15 protein-coding genes are annotated in these 17076 nt (G+C 31.7%); 4 read left to right on the top strand and 11 right to left on the bottom strand.

The window, feature by feature from the left end:
- The first annotated feature begins 2 nt into the window (after nt 1–2).
- Entirely contained in the window at nt 3–1220 is a 1218-nt protein-coding gene (dsrP, locus tag ACKTTV_RS12695) for a sulfate reduction electron transfer complex DsrMKJOP subunit DsrP (protein WP_408031215.1), read from the top strand.
- 9 nt (nt 1221–1229) lie between these two features.
- On the opposite strand, the gene ACKTTV_RS12690 is transcribed toward dsrP, so the two are convergent.
- Together ACKTTV_RS12690 and ACKTTV_RS12685 are read right to left on the bottom strand one after the other, a co-directional pair.
- Nucleotides 1230–1946, bottom strand: a complete 717-nt coding sequence (locus tag ACKTTV_RS12690; protein WP_408031214.1) for a LytR/AlgR family response regulator transcription factor — start codon at nt 1944–1946, stop codon at nt 1230–1232.
- The gene (locus ACKTTV_RS12685; protein ID WP_408031213.1) at nt 1939–2892 is read right to left on the bottom strand and encodes a sensor histidine kinase; all 954 of its coding nucleotides are present in this window, start codon (nt 2890–2892) and stop codon (nt 1939–1941) included. Before ACKTTV_RS12685 ends, ACKTTV_RS12690 begins: the two co-directional genes overlap by 8 nt.
- A gap of 416 nt (nt 2893–3308) precedes the next feature.
- Between ACKTTV_RS12685 and ACKTTV_RS12680 the strand changes: the two genes are divergently transcribed.
- Nucleotides 3309–4190, top strand: a complete 882-nt coding sequence (locus ACKTTV_RS12680; RefSeq protein WP_408031212.1) for an ABC transporter ATP-binding protein — start codon at nt 3309–3311, stop codon at nt 4188–4190.
- A 16-nt stretch (nt 4191–4206) separates the two neighbouring features.
- The gene (locus tag ACKTTV_RS12675) at nt 4207–7761 is read left to right on the top strand and encodes a M1 family aminopeptidase (RefSeq protein WP_408031211.1); all 3555 of its coding nucleotides are present in this window, start codon (nt 4207–4209) and stop codon (nt 7759–7761) included.
- A gap of 53 nt (nt 7762–7814) precedes the next feature.
- Here ACKTTV_RS12675 and ACKTTV_RS12670 read toward each other — a convergent pair whose 3' ends face one another.
- The 4 genes from ACKTTV_RS12670 to ACKTTV_RS12655 form a co-directional block, all read right to left on the bottom strand.
- On the bottom strand, nt 7815–9140 hold the full coding sequence (locus tag ACKTTV_RS12670) for a phophatidylserine decarboxylase associated domain-containing protein (RefSeq protein WP_408031210.1): 1326 nt from the start codon (nt 9138–9140) through the stop codon (nt 7815–7817).
- Between the two features lie 247 nt (nt 9141–9387).
- On the bottom strand, nt 9388–11385 hold the full coding sequence (locus ACKTTV_RS12665; RefSeq protein ID WP_408031209.1) for a urocanate hydratase: 1998 nt from the start codon (nt 11383–11385) through the stop codon (nt 9388–9390).
- 2 nt (nt 11386–11387) lie between these two features.
- Nucleotides 11388–12878 (bottom strand): histidine ammonia-lyase, encoded by a 1491-nt coding sequence (gene hutH / locus ACKTTV_RS12660; protein ID WP_408031208.1) that lies wholly within the window; start codon nt 12876–12878, stop codon nt 11388–11390.
- 32 nt (nt 12879–12910) lie between these two features.
- Nucleotides 12911–13438 carry a GNAT family N-acetyltransferase gene (locus ACKTTV_RS12655; protein WP_408031207.1) on the bottom strand — a complete coding sequence of 176 codons (528 nt, stop codon included), beginning with the start codon at nt 13436–13438 and terminating at the stop codon, nt 12911–12913.
- A 96-nt stretch (nt 13439–13534) separates the two neighbouring features.
- Between ACKTTV_RS12655 and ACKTTV_RS12650 the strand changes: the two genes are divergently transcribed.
- Nucleotides 13535–14422, top strand: a complete 888-nt coding sequence (locus ACKTTV_RS12650; protein ID WP_408031206.1) for a LysR substrate-binding domain-containing protein — start codon at nt 13535–13537, stop codon at nt 14420–14422.
- Nucleotides 14423–14544: 122 nt separating this feature from the next.
- Here the strand turns inward: ACKTTV_RS12650 and ACKTTV_RS12645 are convergent, their stop codons facing one another.
- From ACKTTV_RS12645 to ACKTTV_RS12625, 5 genes are all read right to left on the bottom strand, one after another.
- The gene (locus ACKTTV_RS12645) at nt 14545–14880 is read right to left on the bottom strand and encodes a hypothetical protein (protein ID WP_408031205.1); all 336 of its coding nucleotides are present in this window, start codon (nt 14878–14880) and stop codon (nt 14545–14547) included.
- A gap of 159 nt (nt 14881–15039) precedes the next feature.
- Complete coding sequence (locus tag ACKTTV_RS12640) at nt 15040–15465, bottom strand: tellurite resistance TerB family protein (RefSeq protein WP_408031204.1); 426 nt, start codon at nt 15463–15465, stop codon at nt 15040–15042.
- Between the two features lie 22 nt (nt 15466–15487).
- Nucleotides 15488–15898: a VOC family protein gene (locus ACKTTV_RS12635; protein ID WP_408031203.1), complete on the bottom strand. Its 411-nt coding sequence runs from the start codon at nt 15896–15898 to the stop codon at nt 15488–15490.
- Nucleotides 15899–15901: 3 nt separating this feature from the next.
- The gene (locus ACKTTV_RS12630; RefSeq protein ID WP_408031202.1) at nt 15902–16156 is read right to left on the bottom strand and encodes a hypothetical protein; all 255 of its coding nucleotides are present in this window, start codon (nt 16154–16156) and stop codon (nt 15902–15904) included.
- A gap of 2 nt (nt 16157–16158) precedes the next feature.
- Nucleotides 16159–16428 (bottom strand): hypothetical protein, encoded by a 270-nt coding sequence (locus tag ACKTTV_RS12625; protein ID WP_408031201.1) that lies wholly within the window; start codon nt 16426–16428, stop codon nt 16159–16161.
- Between the last annotated feature and the right edge of the window lie 648 nt (nt 16429–17076).

Genomic DNA, 17076 nt, shown 5'->3' with positions numbered 1-17076 from the left:
CAATGAAACAACTTAAAGTTTTTGGAAGTTTAGTAAAAGACAGTTTTGATATTATAACTAAAGGAACCTTCAAATATCATGTATGGATGGGGTTTTTAACGCTTATAATGTTAATAGGGATGTACTGTTATTCTATTCAATTGGAATATGGCTTAAGTGTAACAGGAATGACAGACAGAGTAAGTTGGGGATTATATATATCTAATTTCACATTTTTGGTAGGAGTAGCCGCCGCCGCTGTGATGTTAGTAATGCCAACTTATGTTTTAAAGGATATCGATTTTAAACAAGCAGTACTAATAGGAGAAGGTTTAGCTGTAGCGGCTCTTATAATGTGTTTGGCTTTTGTAATTGCTGATATGGGAGGACCTTCCGTGTTATGGCATATGATACCAGGTATTGGCGTGTTTAACTTCCCTAATTCAATGCTAACTTGGGATGTTATTGTTTTAAATGGATATTTATTTCTTAATATTTCAATTCCTTTTTACATTTTATTTAGACATTATCAAGGAAAAGAATCTAAAAAAAGTGTGTATGTACCAGGAGCAATATTGTCCGTTTTCTGGGCAGTGGGAATCCACTTAGTTACGGCTTTTTTATATCAAGGACTACAAGCTCGTCCTTTTTGGAATAATGCCTTGTTAGGACCTCGTTTTTTGGCTTCTGCCTTTGCCGCTGGACCGGCTTTAATTATTTTGGTTTTAGCTATTATAAGATCTTTCACAGCCTTTAAGGTTGAGGACAAGACAATTAAAAAAATAGCGATGGTGGTTACCGTGGCGGCTCAAATAAACATTATTATGCTTATATCTGAGTTGTTCAAGGAGTTTTATGCGCCAACTCATCATAGTGAAAGTGCCTATTACTTGTTTTTTGGTTTGCACGGAAAAAAAGCTCTATTACCATGGATTTGGACAGCCATTTCCTTGAATGTTTTGGCTACTTTAATATTAACATTCCATAAGCTACGCAACAATTTAAAGGTATTGTATTTTGCCTGTTTTATTTTGTTTATTGCTATATGGATAGAAAAAGGATTCGGTTTAATAGTCCCAGGTTTTATTCCAGGACCTTATGGCAAAATTGCTGAATATACGCCAACAGGTATTGAAATAGGAGTAACGTTAGGAATTTGGGCTCTTGGAGCACTTATTTTTACAATATTAGCTAGGGTAGCCATTGGAATTGAAACCAACCAATTGCGCTATCGTAAATAAACGATTATGTTAGTGAGATTTGTTTATAAGCTTACTAACATAATTTTTATAGGTTTGACCAATAGGTACTATATGGTTTTGAACTAACTTTATTCTGTTTCCTTCAATAGTCTTTATTTTATTTATTGAAATTATAAAAGACTTGTGTATTCTGATAAAAATATTTTCAGGAAGAATTTCATCAAAAGATGATATTTTTTCATGACATACAATCATCTCTTCCGAAACCATGTAAATTTTGCAATAGTTACCATAGGCCTCCACGAATAGAATATCATTTGGGTTAATTCGATGGTGTTTTTTATCTCCTTTGATAAAAAAGTAAGAGTTTTCATTACTTTCAACTGGTATATTTTGAGGTGTTTGGTGTTTTGGAATATCATCTGAAACTTTATTTACGGCCTTTATAAAACGTTCAAAACTAAACGGTTTTAACAAGTAATCAAGTACACTTAATTCAAAGCCTTCTAATGCAAATTCACTATACGCAGTTGTTACAATTATTTGTGGAGGGTTAGCCAGTGTTTTTAAAAGATCAAACCCTTTTAGTTTTGGCATGTTCAAATCTAAAAAAATCAAGTCAACATGATTACTCTTTAAATATTCCATTGCCTCTAGTGCATTATAGCAATTTGCTTTTAAAGAAAAATTTGAAAGTGTACCAGCAAACTCCTCAATAATTTCATGCGCTAATGGTTCGTCATCAACAATAATATAATTAATCATTCATGTAAATATTTAATTGTACCTCAAACTCTTTGTCAGATTTTTTAATATGCAACTCATGATTATCCGGATAGGTTAATGCAAGTCTACGTTTCAGATTTTTCAATCCAATACCAGAGTCTTGATTCTTAGTTTCTTCATCGAAATTGTTCTTTATAGAAAAGAAAACTCCTTTCAAATTACTTTCAAGTTTTATATGAATAAAAGCATTGCTGGTTAAACGTTCCATACCATGTTTAAAAGCATTTTCAACTAAAATAATAAAAAGTAAAGGTGCTATTAAGTTATTTTTGGTATTCTCTATATGAAATTGAATATCGTTATTGTTTCTATGTCGAATTTTATGAAGCTCAATATAGTTTTTTAAATAGTTAATTTCTCTTTCTATTGAAACGTTTTCCTTTTCCCCTTCATAAATAGTGTAGCGCATCATATCTGACAATTTCAAAATAACTTCAGGAGCTTTAGTCGAGTTCTTTATAGTAAGTGAGTATAAATTGTTAAGTGTATTAAAGAAGAAATGTGGGTTTATCTGTGTTTTTAACAAACTTAATTCTGCTTGTGATTTTTCTTGTCGTAAAGTTTTTATCAATTTCGATTGCTCATAAACCCATAGTAATACTAGTAAAGGGAGAGAACCTATTAGTATGGGAAGAATCCATTCATCCTTAATTATTAAATAGTTTTCGTATTGATCTGTTTGGAATCTATAGTAATAGAAAACTAGTAATATTATTGAATAAAACGTTATTAATATTTTTTTATACTTCTGAATAAATTTTGGAGCAAACAAGTTGAAAATAGCGAACCAAAATAGAAGCATTATGGTCATGGTTAGTGGATTATCTGGTATGTCAATCCAACGATCTATAACAAGTGCTATAAAAAGTAGTACAATTGAAATAATAATCTTAATTCCTATTTTCTTCCTGTCAATTTTTGTCATTTTTAGCAAATTGTTCAACAAAAAAGAAAGTCCTACCCACCAAAAAACGGTAATAACCAATACTTCAATAGGTTGATTGCTAGGAATGTTGAGTATTCCTATAATGTGCAAAATATAAAGAAGTAAAATTAGAATAGGCAAAACAATAATGAATGCCTTGTATTTCTGTAAATAGTTTAAGATCATAAGGCAAAAATACTCATGTTAATGCCGAAGAACAATTAATTTGATGAACATTACTTTTTTTGGGTCGTACTCTATGAAAATTGCGATAAACCTAATTGAACTTGAAATTAGTGTTGAGCATAGCAAAAAACTCTTAGGATATCAATTTAATTATTAAGTATTTAAAGCCGAGTTTACATTCGTGTAATAAATGAAATGACTTCACTGAATGATTAAATAATAAATATTACATGAATACCTTATTAATAAAAAAAATTACCAAACAGTACGCAAATGGTGTAAGTGCGTTAAATGATGTTTCTCTCGAACTTAAAAATGGTTTATTTGGGTTGTTAGGACCTAATGGTGCAGGAAAATCATCTTTAATGAGAACAATTGCCACTTTGCAAGAGCCGACTTCTGGAACTATATCTTTTAATGGAGAGGATTGTATAGAAAACCCACAAAAACTAAGAAGTCAGTTAGGATATTTACCACAAGAATTTGGGGTGTATCCTAAAGTTAACGCGGAGGATTTATTACATCATTTGGCGGTTTTAAAAGGAGTAGTTTCCAAAGGAGAAAGAAAAGAGCAGGTAAATGCTCTTTTGGAACAAACCAATTTATACGGACATCGAAAAAAATCGGTCAATACCTTTTCAGGAGGAATGCGTCAAAGATTTGGAATAGCTCAGGCATTACTAGGAGACCCAAAATTGATTATAGTTGATGAACCTACGGCAGGTTTAGATCCAGAAGAGCGCAACCGTTTCTTGAATCTACTTAGCGAGATTGGTGAGAATGTGATTATTATTCTCTCAACTCATATTGTGGAAGATGTTAGAGATTTATGCAACAATATGGCCATTTTAAATAAAGGGAAAATTGCTGTTCAAGGAAATCCAATAGAGTTGACAGATAACTTATTAGATAAAACCTGGATAAAAACCATAAAAAAGAGTGAAATAAAATCTTACAAACAGAACTATCATGTTTTATCTACAAGACTTTTGGCAGGTAAAACACAAATACAAATTTTATCAGAAGAGAATCCTTCTAATGGTTTCAATTCTTATAAGCCAGATTTAGAAAGTGTTTACTTTTCTTATTTGAATCCAATACTAAAATCATAATTCTTAAAACACAAAAATGAAATTATTTAACTTAATATTATTTGAAACCAAATTTCAGCTCAAACAAAGAGCTTTTATAGGTTTTAGTATTGTTTTTTTATACTTCGGTTATCTTATATCGAGCCAAGGGGCTATTGCTTCAAATTTAGATTTTAACTCGGTCTATGAGATAACTAGTAAGGTAGCCTTGTTAAGTTTAGGCGTAGTTTTCGCAATTATGTTTTTTTCTGTAAGTGGTTTGTTAAGAGAAAAACAACATAAAATGGAAGCACTTATTTACTCAAGTCCGATTTCCAAAAAAGATTTTTTTATAAGTAGGTTTATAGGGGTATTTATTCCTTCAGTTATTGTTTTTAGCATGAGCTTGTTGGGGTTGTTTTTAGGGTATACTCTTTCTGGGCTTACACCGGACCGACTTCAAAGTTTTCAATTAACCAAATATGTGCTCAGTTGGGGTGTTTATGTTTTGCCTAATGTGTTTATATGTACGTCTATAATTGCTTCTATTAGCATGTTAACCAAAAATAGTCTGGCAACCTATGTGAGTGCGATAGTAATCTATATCAGTTACTTTTTGTGTGCTATGTTTTTTAATTCTCCAATTATGGCAAATGCGGTGTCTCCATCACCAGAAAATATGATGGTTGCATCTTTGCTAGATCCATTTGGTATCTCTTCTTTTTACGAACAAACCTTATATTGGACTCCAGCGGATAAGAATTCAAAAATAATAGCCGTTTCTGGCTTACTCTTAGGTAATCGTTTATTATGGATAGCAATGGCTTTTGTATTTATGTACTTAACGTATTGTTTCTTTTCATTTAAAGAAGGGAATAGAAAAATTAAAAAACAAAAAGTACAAAAGGAGCATACAAACTCTACATCATATAAAAATATTAGACCTCAGTTAGGTTTTTATTCATCCTTGAAAAGCTTCGGTTCAGTTTTAAAGCTTGAATTGAGTTCTATTTTTAAAAGCACTCCTTTTCTGGTTATAATTTTATTATGGATTGTTGTTTTTACAATGGAAGTTTACACAAGAATATATGAAAGTGGTCCTTATAATGAAAGTTTATATCCAACGACAAGTATACTTCTTGAAATTGTAGAGATTCCGCTACAATTGCTAAGTCTGATATTGATAGTTTTTTTTAGTGGGGAAGTAATTTGGAGAGAAAACTCTGAAAAAATCAACCAGTTGGTCTATGTAACACCAACGTCGAATTATGTGTTTTTTATTGCTAAGTTTTTAGCAGTATTTTTATTGCCTCTTGTCTTATTGATGATAAGTATTGTTGGTTCTATAGTTTTTCAACTGATGTTTAGCTATGGTACTGTGGAAATAAATTTATACATGAACAGGTTTTACTTTGTTGTAAATAGTTTCTCATTTTACTTATTTCTAGCATTTTTCATTCACAGTATTGCCTCTAATAAATATTTAGGAATGGCTATTTTAACTATGTGTATCGTTATTTTTGCGACTCCTTTGTCTGGAATGATCGGATTAGAATTACCTATTTTTAAATTAGGAAGGTTACCGAAAGTGGCTTATAGCGATTTGTATGGGTACGGGGATAATTTAAAGATGTTTAATTATTATGCTTTAGTATGGGGTACTTTGGGCGGATTATTGGCTGTTCTTTCATTTAAACTATGGAAAAGAGGAGTAGAGTTTGGTTTCAATCAAAGTAAAATCCTCCTAAGAAAGAAATGGAGTAGTTGGCATAAGTTTACGGTTGGTCTTTTAAGTGTACTTTTAATAATATCGATTGGACTCGTATACTATAACACTCATATTGCTTCAACTTATATAGATTCGGCACAAGAACTTGATTTAAGGGAAAATTATGAACGTAAGTATAAAAAATATGATGTAAAAAGACAATTAATTCCAAGAGACTTAAAATTTGACGTACAAATATATCCTGATGAACGAAAGTACAGTATTTCCGCAGCCTATGTTCTTGAAAACAAAGGGGAGCAACCATTAAAGGAGTTACTTGTTTCTGAGATCATTCCTACCCATAGAATGAAAATTGAAGGCGCAACCTTAAGAATATATGATAGTATTCATAATGTTAGAATATTCGAATTTAAGAAAGAACTAAAGCAAGGTGAAAGAATTAAGTATAGTTATTCTCTCGAGTATGAAAACAAAGGGTTTGAAACCAACAGAAGTATTGTGAAAAATGGTTCTTTTATAAAAAGGGATAATTTTGATCCAATTTTAGGTTATAGTTCTGGTTATGAGATCCAAAATGCTCAAGAAAGAAAAGAAAGAGGGCTTCCCCTTATAAAGGCGAATCATAATAAAACGCATATACATTTAGAAAATGAACATTATGAAAAACTGGTCTTTGAAACAGTGGTTTCGACTCAGAGTAATCAAATAGCCATTGCTCCTGGAGACTTAATTAAGAAATGGAAAGAAGGAGGAAGGAATTACTATCATTACAAAGTATCAGAAAAATCAGCACCTTTTATTGCATTTATATCAGGAGATTACGAATTAAAGAAGGATGACTTCCAAGGAATTCAGATAGAAAACTATTATCACTCTAATCATTCATCAAATATTTCGGATATAGAGCATTTTACTAAAGAGACAATTGGATATTGTCAGGACAATTTTGGTGAGTTTCCTAGTAATCATGTGCGAATCGCGGAAATACCTAATCATTTTAGGTTCGGAGGAATCGCTTTTCCTGGCACGATAGTAATGGTTGAAGATAAATTATATTTAATAGATAGCCATTCAACCAATTTTAACGTTGTTGCTAAACGAACGATACATGAAATAGCTCATCAATATTGGGGACATACATTAACGCCTAAAAGTGTTGATGGAGGAGGGCTCATAACGGAAGGGTTTTGTAAATACACGGAGGCCGTTATTATGGAAAAGTTATTCGGAAAACAAATATTATGGCAATTGAACGAACAAGCAAATAATAGATACTTTTCGGGAAGATCTTATGCTGAGGTAGAAGAAGTGCCTATATATCTAGAAAACGGACAAGGACATTTAATTTACGGAAAGGCTTGTATGGCATTTACTGCTCTTAAAGAACTTATTGGTACAGATACCTTAAATAGAGCAATAAAAACATTGTTAAACACGCATAAGAATGATGTTGAGCCAAAGGTTACCTCACTAGATCTTCTTGAAGCATTATATGAAGTTAGCCCAAAAGAATACCATAAATTAATTGATGATTGGTTTAAACGTATTATTACATATGATTTGACCATTGAAAACGTAGAAACTGTAAAACTAAACTCAATTGAGTTTAAAACAAAGTTAACTGTTAAGGCCAAGAGGTTTGAACAACAAATAGGAGGTAAGATGCTAGAAATAGCAATTGATGAGCCTATTCTAATAGCATTGTTTAATGACCATCCGAGTATGGCAAGACCAGAGGATACTCTTTATTTGAAACATCATTTAATAAATAAATCGAGCCAAGAAATAACAATAATAACTAAGAAGAAACCTTCTTTTGTTGCAATTGACCCTTATGGAACTCGTGTAGAAGAACGAAGAGTAGATAATTTGAAACAACTATAGTATAAAAATAAAGCCTGCAGTTCGCAGGCTTTATTTATTTCTATTTAGCAAGGTTATTTAATGTTGGCAATAGCCACTTGAGCACCTACACGTATAAAAGGACCGTTATCAGAATTGTTATCTGGCAATGGATTTACTACAGTAAATTGCTTAATAGCCTTTGGTTGAAATACCAAACACATACTTGAACCACCATAGCTAAACCAACCTAATTCATCTCCTTTTTTAACATAGTCACCTGGTTTTATTTGAATTTCTACAGAAGAAATTTCAGTGATTCCAATAGGAATTACTGCCACTTTCCCAATAGCTGGGTTTTCATGTTCAATAATTACCAAGCCTCTTGTATTTACATTGGCTTCGTAACCTTGAGAGTAGGTTCCTGCCGTTGGATCGAAACCATGATCTCCTTGGTTTAGCAACTCACTAAACATATATCCTGGAATTACTTCAGCCTTTATAACTCTCCCTGAAATTGGAGCTCTCCATCTGTGGTAATCATTACCACTTAGAAATGATTGAAATACAGTTCCTCCAACAAAATCATCTACGAAGTTATTATCTAATAAATGTACTAAGGAATAAGGCTGGTTTTTGGCATAAATATCATCTTCACGTTTTACATTTTCGGCAATTCTGTATACTGTACCATCATTCGCAGAAACAATTACATGATCATTTCCAACACCATCAATAGGTCTACATACAGGAATAATTTGTCTATGGAAAAAGTCGTTAAAACTTTTGAATGTCCAATGAATAGGATCTTCTAGCTTCATTTCTTCGGTAACGAACTGATCTAAATTATTCTTTTTTACGGATTCAGGTGATAACCAACCACCACTTTTAGTGGTTACTACATTTAGAGAAGCTGATGAATCGAGATAAGCACACCATTCCTTTAAAATAAGAGAAAGAGCTTGATTGAAAGTTTCATTTCTAAATAAGAGCCATCCATTTGGAGTAGCCATCATGTATACGAAAAGACCAGACATTGGAAAGGCTGAATGACTTACATTTGGGAGAAACTCAGGTGCTCTAGTAATGATATAGTTTAATGTATTTAATAAATCTTCTATATTTTCAATGAAATAAGGAGCTGTAGGTTCAAAATGCTTATGAACTTCTAAGCCTTCCGCAATTGTTTTATTTACAAGCTCTCTTAATTCTTGATTTTTTTCTAACAATACTTGTAAAGCTCTAACAGAAGGTTCGTATTCTTCAACCTTATTTTCTTTCGCTAGTTGGACAATATCACTAAGCCATTTTCCAATTTGAGAAAGATCTTTATCAATATAACCAGAGATCACACCATACCGATGCTCAAAGTTGTTTGAAAAACGTTCACGAGCGGTTAATTCTTTTTTTAGGGTTTCCATGTTGGTCAGTTTTTAATTATTCAATACTTAAATATAAAAGCAAGAAATGAGAATCTTACTAAGTAAAATTGCTGAAAATGAACTAGGTAGTTTCCCTGTAACCACAAAACCAAACCCCTTAAGCAATACAATAAATTACTGTTAGTATATCATTAAATATTTTTTAAGTTATTTATTATGAAAAAAGTATCGATAGTAGTATCCAAAAAAAAGCCTGCAACTGCAGGCTTTTTAACATATATAAGAATTAGAATAAATCTTCTAATAATGAATCCTCAACTAAATTAGGAACAGTAACTTTTAGATTAGGAGTACGTTTCATTTCACGTTTAATTGCAAATAAGGCCTCTTTGTTTCTTGCCCAGCTTCTTCTAGCAATTCCGTTATTAACATCGTAAAACAGCATCTTTTTTAAGCGAGCATCGGCTTCAGGGCTTCCGTCTAATAACATACCGAAACCTCCGTTCATTACTTCACCCCAACCAACACCACCACCATTGTGGATTGATACCCAAGTAGCACCTCTAAAACTATCTCCAATAACGTTATGAATAGCCATATCAGCAGTGAACTTACTTCCGTCATAAATATTAGAAGTTTCTCTATATGGTGAGTCTGTTCCACTAACATCATGATGATCTCTTCCTAAAACCACAGGTCCAATTTTACCCTCGGCAATAGCATTGTTAAATGCTTCCGCAATTTTAGCACGTCCTTCAGCATCTGCATATAAAATACGCGCTTGAGATCCTACAACCATTTTGTTTTTCTTGGCATCTTTAATCCAAGTGATATTATCTTGCATTTGCAGTTGAATTTCCTCAGGAGAATTCTCCATAATTTCCTGTAAAACGGAAGCTGCAATTTCATCGGTAGCGTCTAAATCTTCTGGTTTTCCAGAGGTACATACCCAACGGAAAGGACCAAAACCATAATCAAAACACATTGGTCCTAGAATATCTTGGACATAAGAAGGGTATTTAAAATCAATACCGTTTTCAGCCATTACTTCAGCACCAGCTCTAGAACTTTCAAGTAAGAAAGCATTTCCATAATCGAAGAAATAAGTTCCTCTTTCTGTATGTTTATTGATGGCAGCTGCATGACGGCGTAAGGTTTTTTGAACTTCTTCCTTAAAAACTTCAGGTTCTTCACGAATTAATCTGTTTGATTCTTCGTAAGAAATATCAGCAGGGTAGTAGCCTCCAGTCCAAGGAATGTGTAAAGAAGTTTGATCAGAACCTACATGAATGAAGATTTCTTCTTCATAAAAACGTTCCCATATGTCTACTACGTTCCCAATAAAGGCAATTGATACAACTTCTTCTTTTGATTGAGCTTCACGAACACGTGAAACTAATTCGTCCATATTATCAATTAAAATATCAACCCAACCTTGCTCATGACGTTTCGTTGCTGCTTTTGGATTTACTTCCGCTGCAATGGTAATACAACTAGCTATATTCCCTGCTTTCGGTTGAGCTCCACTCATTCCTCCAAGACCAGCAGTTAAGAAGATTTTTCCTTTTGGAGTATCTCCTTTTTGCAATATTTTACGGAAAGCATTCATTACAGTAATGGTTGTTCCATGCACAATTCCTTGAGGGCCTATGTACATGTAAGAACCCGCTGTCATTTGTCCATACTGAGTAACACCTAGAGCATTAAACTTTTCCCAATCGTCAGGTGAAGAGTAATTCGGAATCATCATTCCATTGGTAACAATTACCCTTGGGGATTCTTTAGAAGAAGGAAATAAGCCCATTGGGTGGCCTGAATACATATGAAGTGTCTGCTCATCTGACATAGTAGCCAAATACTGCATTGTTAACAAGTATTGTGCCCAGTTTTGAAAAACAGCTCCATTACCTCCATATGTAATTAATTCTTCAGGATGTTGTGCAACTGCAGGATCCAAGTTATTTTGAATCATAAGCATAATTGAAGCCGCTTGTAATGATTCTGCTGGATATTCTTTAATATCTCTTGCATAAATATCATAGTTTGGCTTAAAACGATACATGTAAATCCTTCCAAAGTCATTCAGTTCCTGAGCAAATTCAGTAGCTAGCTCCTGATGCCATTCTGCAGGGAAATAGCGCAGAGCATTTCTTATAGCCAATTGCTTTTCTTCTTTTGACAAAATATCTTTTCTCTTTGGAGCTCTATTTATTCCTTCAGGATAAACTCTTTTTTCTGGTAATTCCGAAGGAATTCCTTGTAATATTAACTCTTTGAATGTCATAATTAGGCTACTTTAAATGCTTGTTCTTTTATTAATTTAATTAAGGCGTAGATATCATCTTTTAATACTCGATCATCTTCTAATTTAGCTACTTTATTACGGATAATTGCAAAGTTCTCTTCAATGATATCAGAAAAGGTGTTAGGTCTTCTAAATTCCATAGCTTGAGCCGCATACATAAACTCAATAGCGAATATCTTTTCTAAATTTCCTAATATTTGATTGAATTTTCTTCCTGAAATACTTCCCATTGAAACATGATCTTCTTGTCCCATCGATGTTGGAACACTGTCTGCAGAAGGAGGGAAGCACAACGATTTATTTTCAGTTACTAGAGCTGCCGTGGTGTATTGAGGAATCATAAATCCTGAATTTAAACCACCTGCATTGGTTAATAAACGAGGCAATCCATACTTTCCTTCTAAAAGTAAATAACACCTTCTGTCAGAAATGTTTCCTAACTCAGACGCGGCAATAGATGCATAATCTAAAGCCATTGCTAATGGTTGTCCATGGAAGTTTCCTCCAGAAATAGCTTCTGTTTCACTTAATACAATAGGATTATCTGTTACTGAATTCATTTCAATTTCAGCCAATTCTTTTAAATGGGCATAGGCATTTCTTGAAGCCCCATGAACTTGAGGCATACAGCGAATTGAATACGGGTCTTGAACACGCTCACATTCGAAATGTGCTTCTAAATTCTGAGAACCATTTAAGAGCATACTAATTCGCTCAGCTACCTTTAAATTGCCTTTAAATGGTCTTATGGTGTGTAATTCCTTTCTAAAAGGTGAGCTACTTCCTTGAAAACCTTCTAAAGACATGGTTCCAGCAACATCAGCCAAATCCAATAAATATTCCATTTTCTTAAGACCTGCTATTGCATGCGAAAGAATAAATTGGGTTCCATTGATTAATCCTAAACCTTCTTTAGCACTTAGTTCAATAGGAGCTAAATTATGCTGTGCAAGTACTTCTTTAGCAGGTTCGATATCATTTCCTATCCAAAATTCACCTTCACCGAATAATGGTAAAAACAAATGCGATAAAGGTGCTAAATCACCAGATGCACCAACAGATCCTTGTTCAGGAACAATAGGAGATAAATCATTTTCAATGAAGTAAATAATGCGTTCAACAACTTCCAAACGTACACCTGAAAATCCTTGAGATAGGGCATGTACTTTGGTAATCATCATTAACTTCGATAAAAATGGGTCAATAGGGTTACCAACACCAACGGCATGAGTAATTAATAAGTTTTTTTGAAGTAAACTGGTTTCTTCTGGTGAAATTTGAGTATCACATAAAGGGCCAAAACCTGTATTTATTCCATATACCGCTTTATCTGACGCAGCCATAGTTTCTACCTTGGCACGGCAAGTATTTATTTTGTTGATAGCTTCTTCTGTAAGCCCAGCTTTTAAGTTATTTTTTGCTATTGCTATAACTTTATCAACTGTTAATGTATCAATTCCGTATTTAAACATTCTTCGTAACGTTTTTATTATTTAGTTGTGTTTTATTCTCTTAATTTTAAGATCATTCGATCCATTCCTCTTAGTTCTTCTTTAAAACCGGGCTCATCAATGTGAGTTTTACTATGAAACTCAAAGCCTAACTTTTTATAAAAAGCAATAGCATCGTCATTTGATTCTACCACAGATAAGAAGAAATGTCTTTTACCTAATTCTTTTACCAAACCTATAAGCTCCTTCATGGCTTCTTTACCAATGCCTTTACCACTATATTCAGGTAACATGTATATTTTCTCAAGTTCACTAATGTCTTGATCACTTGCTATTGGTGAATCCTGAACGGTATTATTCAGTTTAATAAAACCTACGTTTGTTTTATTATGTTGAATAAAATAAAACAAATGTTCTAAACTTTCAATATCAGACTTCAATCCCATATAGTCTGCTTCCTTGGCTAAGTATTGTTCCATACCATTTTCAACCCAATGATTGGAAAATACTGAAGAATAAGCTTTAATATATATTTTTTGTAATTCTAAAATATCACTCGTTGTTATACTTTTTAATATCATATTAAAACCACTTTTTTATATAGTTACAGGAAGTTTTACAAATTTATTATTATTTTTGATAGACAACAATATTAATTAATACTTGAATTAATAACTATGAGTTATCAATTAGAGCTACGACATTTAAAGTATTTTCTGGCGGTTGCAGAGGAGTTACACTATAGAAGAGCAGCTGAAAAGCTATTTATTTCACAACCTGGTTTAAGTAAACAAATAAAGCAGTTGGAAGAAAAACTAGATGTTCAATTGTTTGAGAGGCACAATAGAAAAGTAGTTTTAACGAAAGCAGGGGAGTATTTGAAGGTTGAAATAACTAAAAATTTAAAAAACCTAGATAATATTTTAAATCATGCAAAGCTAATTAACACAGGGAAGGATGGTAATTTAAAATTTGGTTATGTAGGATCTGCAATGCAAGATATTATTCCAAATCTCTTAGTAAGACTTAATCAACAATATCCAAATATATCCTTTGGATTAAAGGAAATGGATAATAAAAGTCAAATCGAGAGTTTGTTATCTAATGAAATAGACATAGGTTTTGTAAGGGTAGAGAAGGTACCAAAGAGTATCGAGAGAAAAACGGTTTTAAAAGAATCGTTTTGTTTAGTACTTCCAAAGAGCCATGAAATTAATGCGTATAACTTTAAATCGTTGAAAGATTTTCAAACAGAACCTTTTATTTTGTTTGATGCCAAGTATAGCGTTTCTTATTATGAAAAAGTAATGGAGATATTTGAGCAATTCCGATTTACCCCCATTGTTTCTCATAATACCATTCACGCGGAGTCTATTTACAAACTTGTAGAAAATGGATTTGGTATTTCAATTGTACCTAAATCATTGACTAAAACAAACTATACGGGTATTCAATTCATTGAATTAAACAAAATTCCTCAACGTACTACCTTATCGGCTGTTTGGAGTAAAGAGAATAGAAACCCAGTTATACAGAATGCTATTAACTTGTTGCATTCATTTTAGTTGTAAGAAGGCCGTAACCATTATTTTCATAAACTGCAATTATTAAGGAGTATATGAACCGAACCTGTTTAAAGAAAAAAGGCCTCTTAAAAAAGAGACCTAGCATTACTTGAATTGAATATTTACTTAATTAGTTTTAAAGAATTTAAAACAGGAACTTCTGATTCATATTCATCATCAGAAATTATTATTGAATAGATGATTTCAAACTTTTTTCCAATAAATTTCTCATCATCTAAATCGTATTTAGACAATAATTCTTGAGAAATATCATCGAATGTAAGCTCTATTTCTTCATCGTCATCGTCCAAGTAACCAAAGGTATATCCCGAAAAATCAGTTCCCTTATATGTTGCTTCTAATTTAATAGGATCATTATCTAATGGAGCCTTCTCTTTGAAAGAAAGTCCCATAATTACCACTAGAATAAAAAAAGAGTTTAATAATAATGCTTTCATTTTATATTATTTTATGTTATTATTTCTTAAAATCTTGGAATTTTGCCACAACAAGTCCAAGAAACTTTTAGCATTAACTCAAATAAATAATCATGCTCGTGGGGTGATTTTTTTTTAATTTTTCATAAAACTAAGTTTAACAGTTAAGAATCAATTATATTACAAAATGTCAAGTATTTGAGAATATTCATCAACATCTATATTTACCTCAAATAATTTTATAGATTTCCAGATGATTACTTTTGCTACCTCTGGATTAAATCCTAATGCTATTGCATATTTCATCAATAATTTTGATTCTTGATCATCTATTTTATGATCTGAATATGTTATTTTAAAGAGATCTAATAGTCTTTCCAATCTGTCTTCAATATTATTTTGAGGTATAATTGGATATTTAGAAGGATTCTTTAATATAGTCTTGTACTCTTCAGTATTTATATCTAGTTTTTTTACAAACTTTTTTATGATACTTTCTTCATTAAAATTAATGTGTCCATCTGCTAAAGCAATGTTTACAATAGCTGAAAAATGAGCCATATTATTTCTATGGTAACTTGACTCATATAAGTCGACAATACTCATATTGATATTAGTTTTATTGACCTTAAATGAAAAGGTCATTATGTTCTTTAAATGTTTTAAACTCTATATAATAATCATTAGGATCTTTCACAAAAAATGAACTTTGTTCACCATGTTTATCTTCGAAAAAAGTTGTTTTTACGATAGTATCTTCTGACCACTTAATGACTTGATCATAAACGTAATCCCAATGATCATTTTCTAATATCACGCCAAAATGAAAAGAAGGGAGTCTCTCTTTTTCGAGTATATAAAAAGGGAATTGAAAATTATAATTATCAATTAAAACAAACGTTAACTGGTTTCCAAATAAGTTAATATCAACCCATTTATCTGTTTTCCTTCCTTTGTCGAAACCTAGCTCGTACGTGTAAAACTTTAAAGTATTATCTAAGTCTTTACATGGTAAAGACATATGGAATAAGGCATTCATTAGTTACATTAGTTTTAATTTGTTAATTCTAAAAACAACATCATTCGCTTCTTCAGAAAGTACTATTTCTAAATATTCTATATAAAATTTTCTATTAGAATAATCTCCTGATTTTAAGTTGTACAACTCTAAAATTGATGGGTTAACTTCTTCAAAGTCCAGAATTTCATCATTTTCTAACTCAAACGAATAATATCCGTTATCGTAAGTCAACATCTTTCCTGTTGATATTATCAGTTGTTCAAAATTATTATCCATAATCAATAATTTATTTGATTATCATCGTGGTTATCATAAAAATCGAAACCACTAATATCATCGTTAGGAATAAAATCATCATTTACTCTTTTGTTTATTTTAATTAAGTAAATGTTACCTTCTAAATGCACTTGCACGGCTTGTTGAGTTTCACCTTTAGCATTGGAAAAAGTAATAATGCTCTTATCATCAAAACCATACGGGTACATTTCTTTTAAAAGAGTTAAAACTTCGTTTGACAACTTTTCATAACTAACAATTGTTCTTTTCATGTGTTTACATTATTCTTGATTATTAAATAGGATAGAGTATATCAATCCTATTCAAAAAAATTACGATTGTATTTTTTTGCGTAAAAGCAATAAATTCATTGACCACAACTAGTAATTAGTATAGTGGCTTATAAATAACAATAAGAATTCAAAATAAGTTAGACTCGTAAAGCCAAACAATCTCCACTCTGCATATAAAAGTTAAGAGGTAAAGAATAAATTAAAAGTAATGGAGATACCTTAATTTTTTCGCTGTGTTTCCAAAACACAAAGTAACTTTTCATCTCCTGAAAAAGGTTACTAACGAAATAAGCAAAACATAACATTTGACTTATAAATAAGATATAGTAAATATATATTTTTTTTTGACATAAAAAACTTTTTCGAAAAAAGATATATAAAAAAATAAAAACCTAGCAGTCAAGATTTAGATTTGTTTAAAATTTCAATAGTATTATAAAGAATAAAAATATTTTGTTTGTTTGTTTTAAACTTTTAAAAGATTGTAAAAGCTAGTAATTTGTTTTACTTTTCAAGTTAAATCAAACTCTTTATATAATATCTTAATAGTGTCACCAATGTGCATTAGATGGTGAAAAAATAGAATTACACTGGCGGTTAAATTTGATAAAATAGACCATTGTGCAA

It is taken from the genome of Tenacibaculum xiamenense (assembly GCF_964513065.1).
GTDB classification, from domain to species: Bacteria; Bacteroidota; Bacteroidia; order Flavobacteriales; family Flavobacteriaceae; genus Polaribacter; species Polaribacter xiamenense.
The sequence above is the reverse complement of the archived record's forward strand: the minus strand, read 5'-3'. Positions and strand labels throughout refer to the sequence as shown.

What these genes read in the sequence shown, in the direction of transcription:
- ACKTTV_RS12625 (WP_408031201.1), bottom strand. Translation starts at nt 16,428, where the DNA reads ATGAAAAGAACAATTGTTAGTTATGAAAAGTTGTCAAACGAAGTTTTA.
- ACKTTV_RS12670 (WP_408031210.1), bottom strand. Translation starts at nt 9,140, where the DNA reads ATGGAAACCCTAAAAAAAGAATTAACCGCTCGTGAACGTTTTTCAAAC.
- hutH (WP_408031208.1), bottom strand. Translation starts at nt 12,878, where the DNA reads ATGTTTAAATACGGAATTGATACATTAACAGTTGATAAAGTTATAGCA.
- ACKTTV_RS12645 (WP_408031205.1), bottom strand. Translation starts at nt 14,880, where the DNA reads ATGAAAGCATTATTATTAAACTCTTTTTTTATTCTAGTGGTAATTATG.
- ACKTTV_RS12690 (WP_408031214.1), bottom strand. Translation starts at nt 1,946, where the DNA reads ATGATTAATTATATTATTGTTGATGACGAACCATTAGCGCATGAAATT.
- ACKTTV_RS12635 (WP_408031203.1), bottom strand. Translation starts at nt 15,898, where the DNA reads ATGAATGCCTTATTCCATATGTCTTTACCATGTAAAGACTTAGATAAT.
- ACKTTV_RS12680 (WP_408031212.1), top strand. Translation starts at nt 3,309, where the DNA reads ATGAATACCTTATTAATAAAAAAAATTACCAAACAGTACGCAAATGGT.
- ACKTTV_RS12685 (WP_408031213.1), bottom strand. Translation starts at nt 2,892, where the DNA reads ATGACAAAAATTGACAGGAAGAAAATAGGAATTAAGATTATTATTTCA.
- ACKTTV_RS12650 (WP_408031206.1), top strand. Translation starts at nt 13,535, where the DNA reads ATGAGTTATCAATTAGAGCTACGACATTTAAAGTATTTTCTGGCGGTT.
- ACKTTV_RS12675 (WP_408031211.1), top strand. Translation starts at nt 4,207, where the DNA reads ATGAAATTATTTAACTTAATATTATTTGAAACCAAATTTCAGCTCAAA.
- ACKTTV_RS12655 (WP_408031207.1), bottom strand. Translation starts at nt 13,438, where the DNA reads ATGATATTAAAAAGTATAACAACGAGTGATATTTTAGAATTACAAAAA.
- ACKTTV_RS12630 (WP_408031202.1), bottom strand. Translation starts at nt 16,156, where the DNA reads ATGGATAATAATTTTGAACAACTGATAATATCAACAGGAAAGATGTTG.
- ACKTTV_RS12640 (WP_408031204.1), bottom strand. Translation starts at nt 15,465, where the DNA reads ATGAGTATTGTCGACTTATATGAGTCAAGTTACCATAGAAATAATATG.
- dsrP (WP_408031215.1), top strand. Translation starts at nt 3, where the DNA reads ATGAAACAACTTAAAGTTTTTGGAAGTTTAGTAAAAGACAGTTTTGAT.
- ACKTTV_RS12665 (WP_408031209.1), bottom strand. Translation starts at nt 11,385, where the DNA reads ATGACATTCAAAGAGTTAATATTACAAGGAATTCCTTCGGAATTACCA.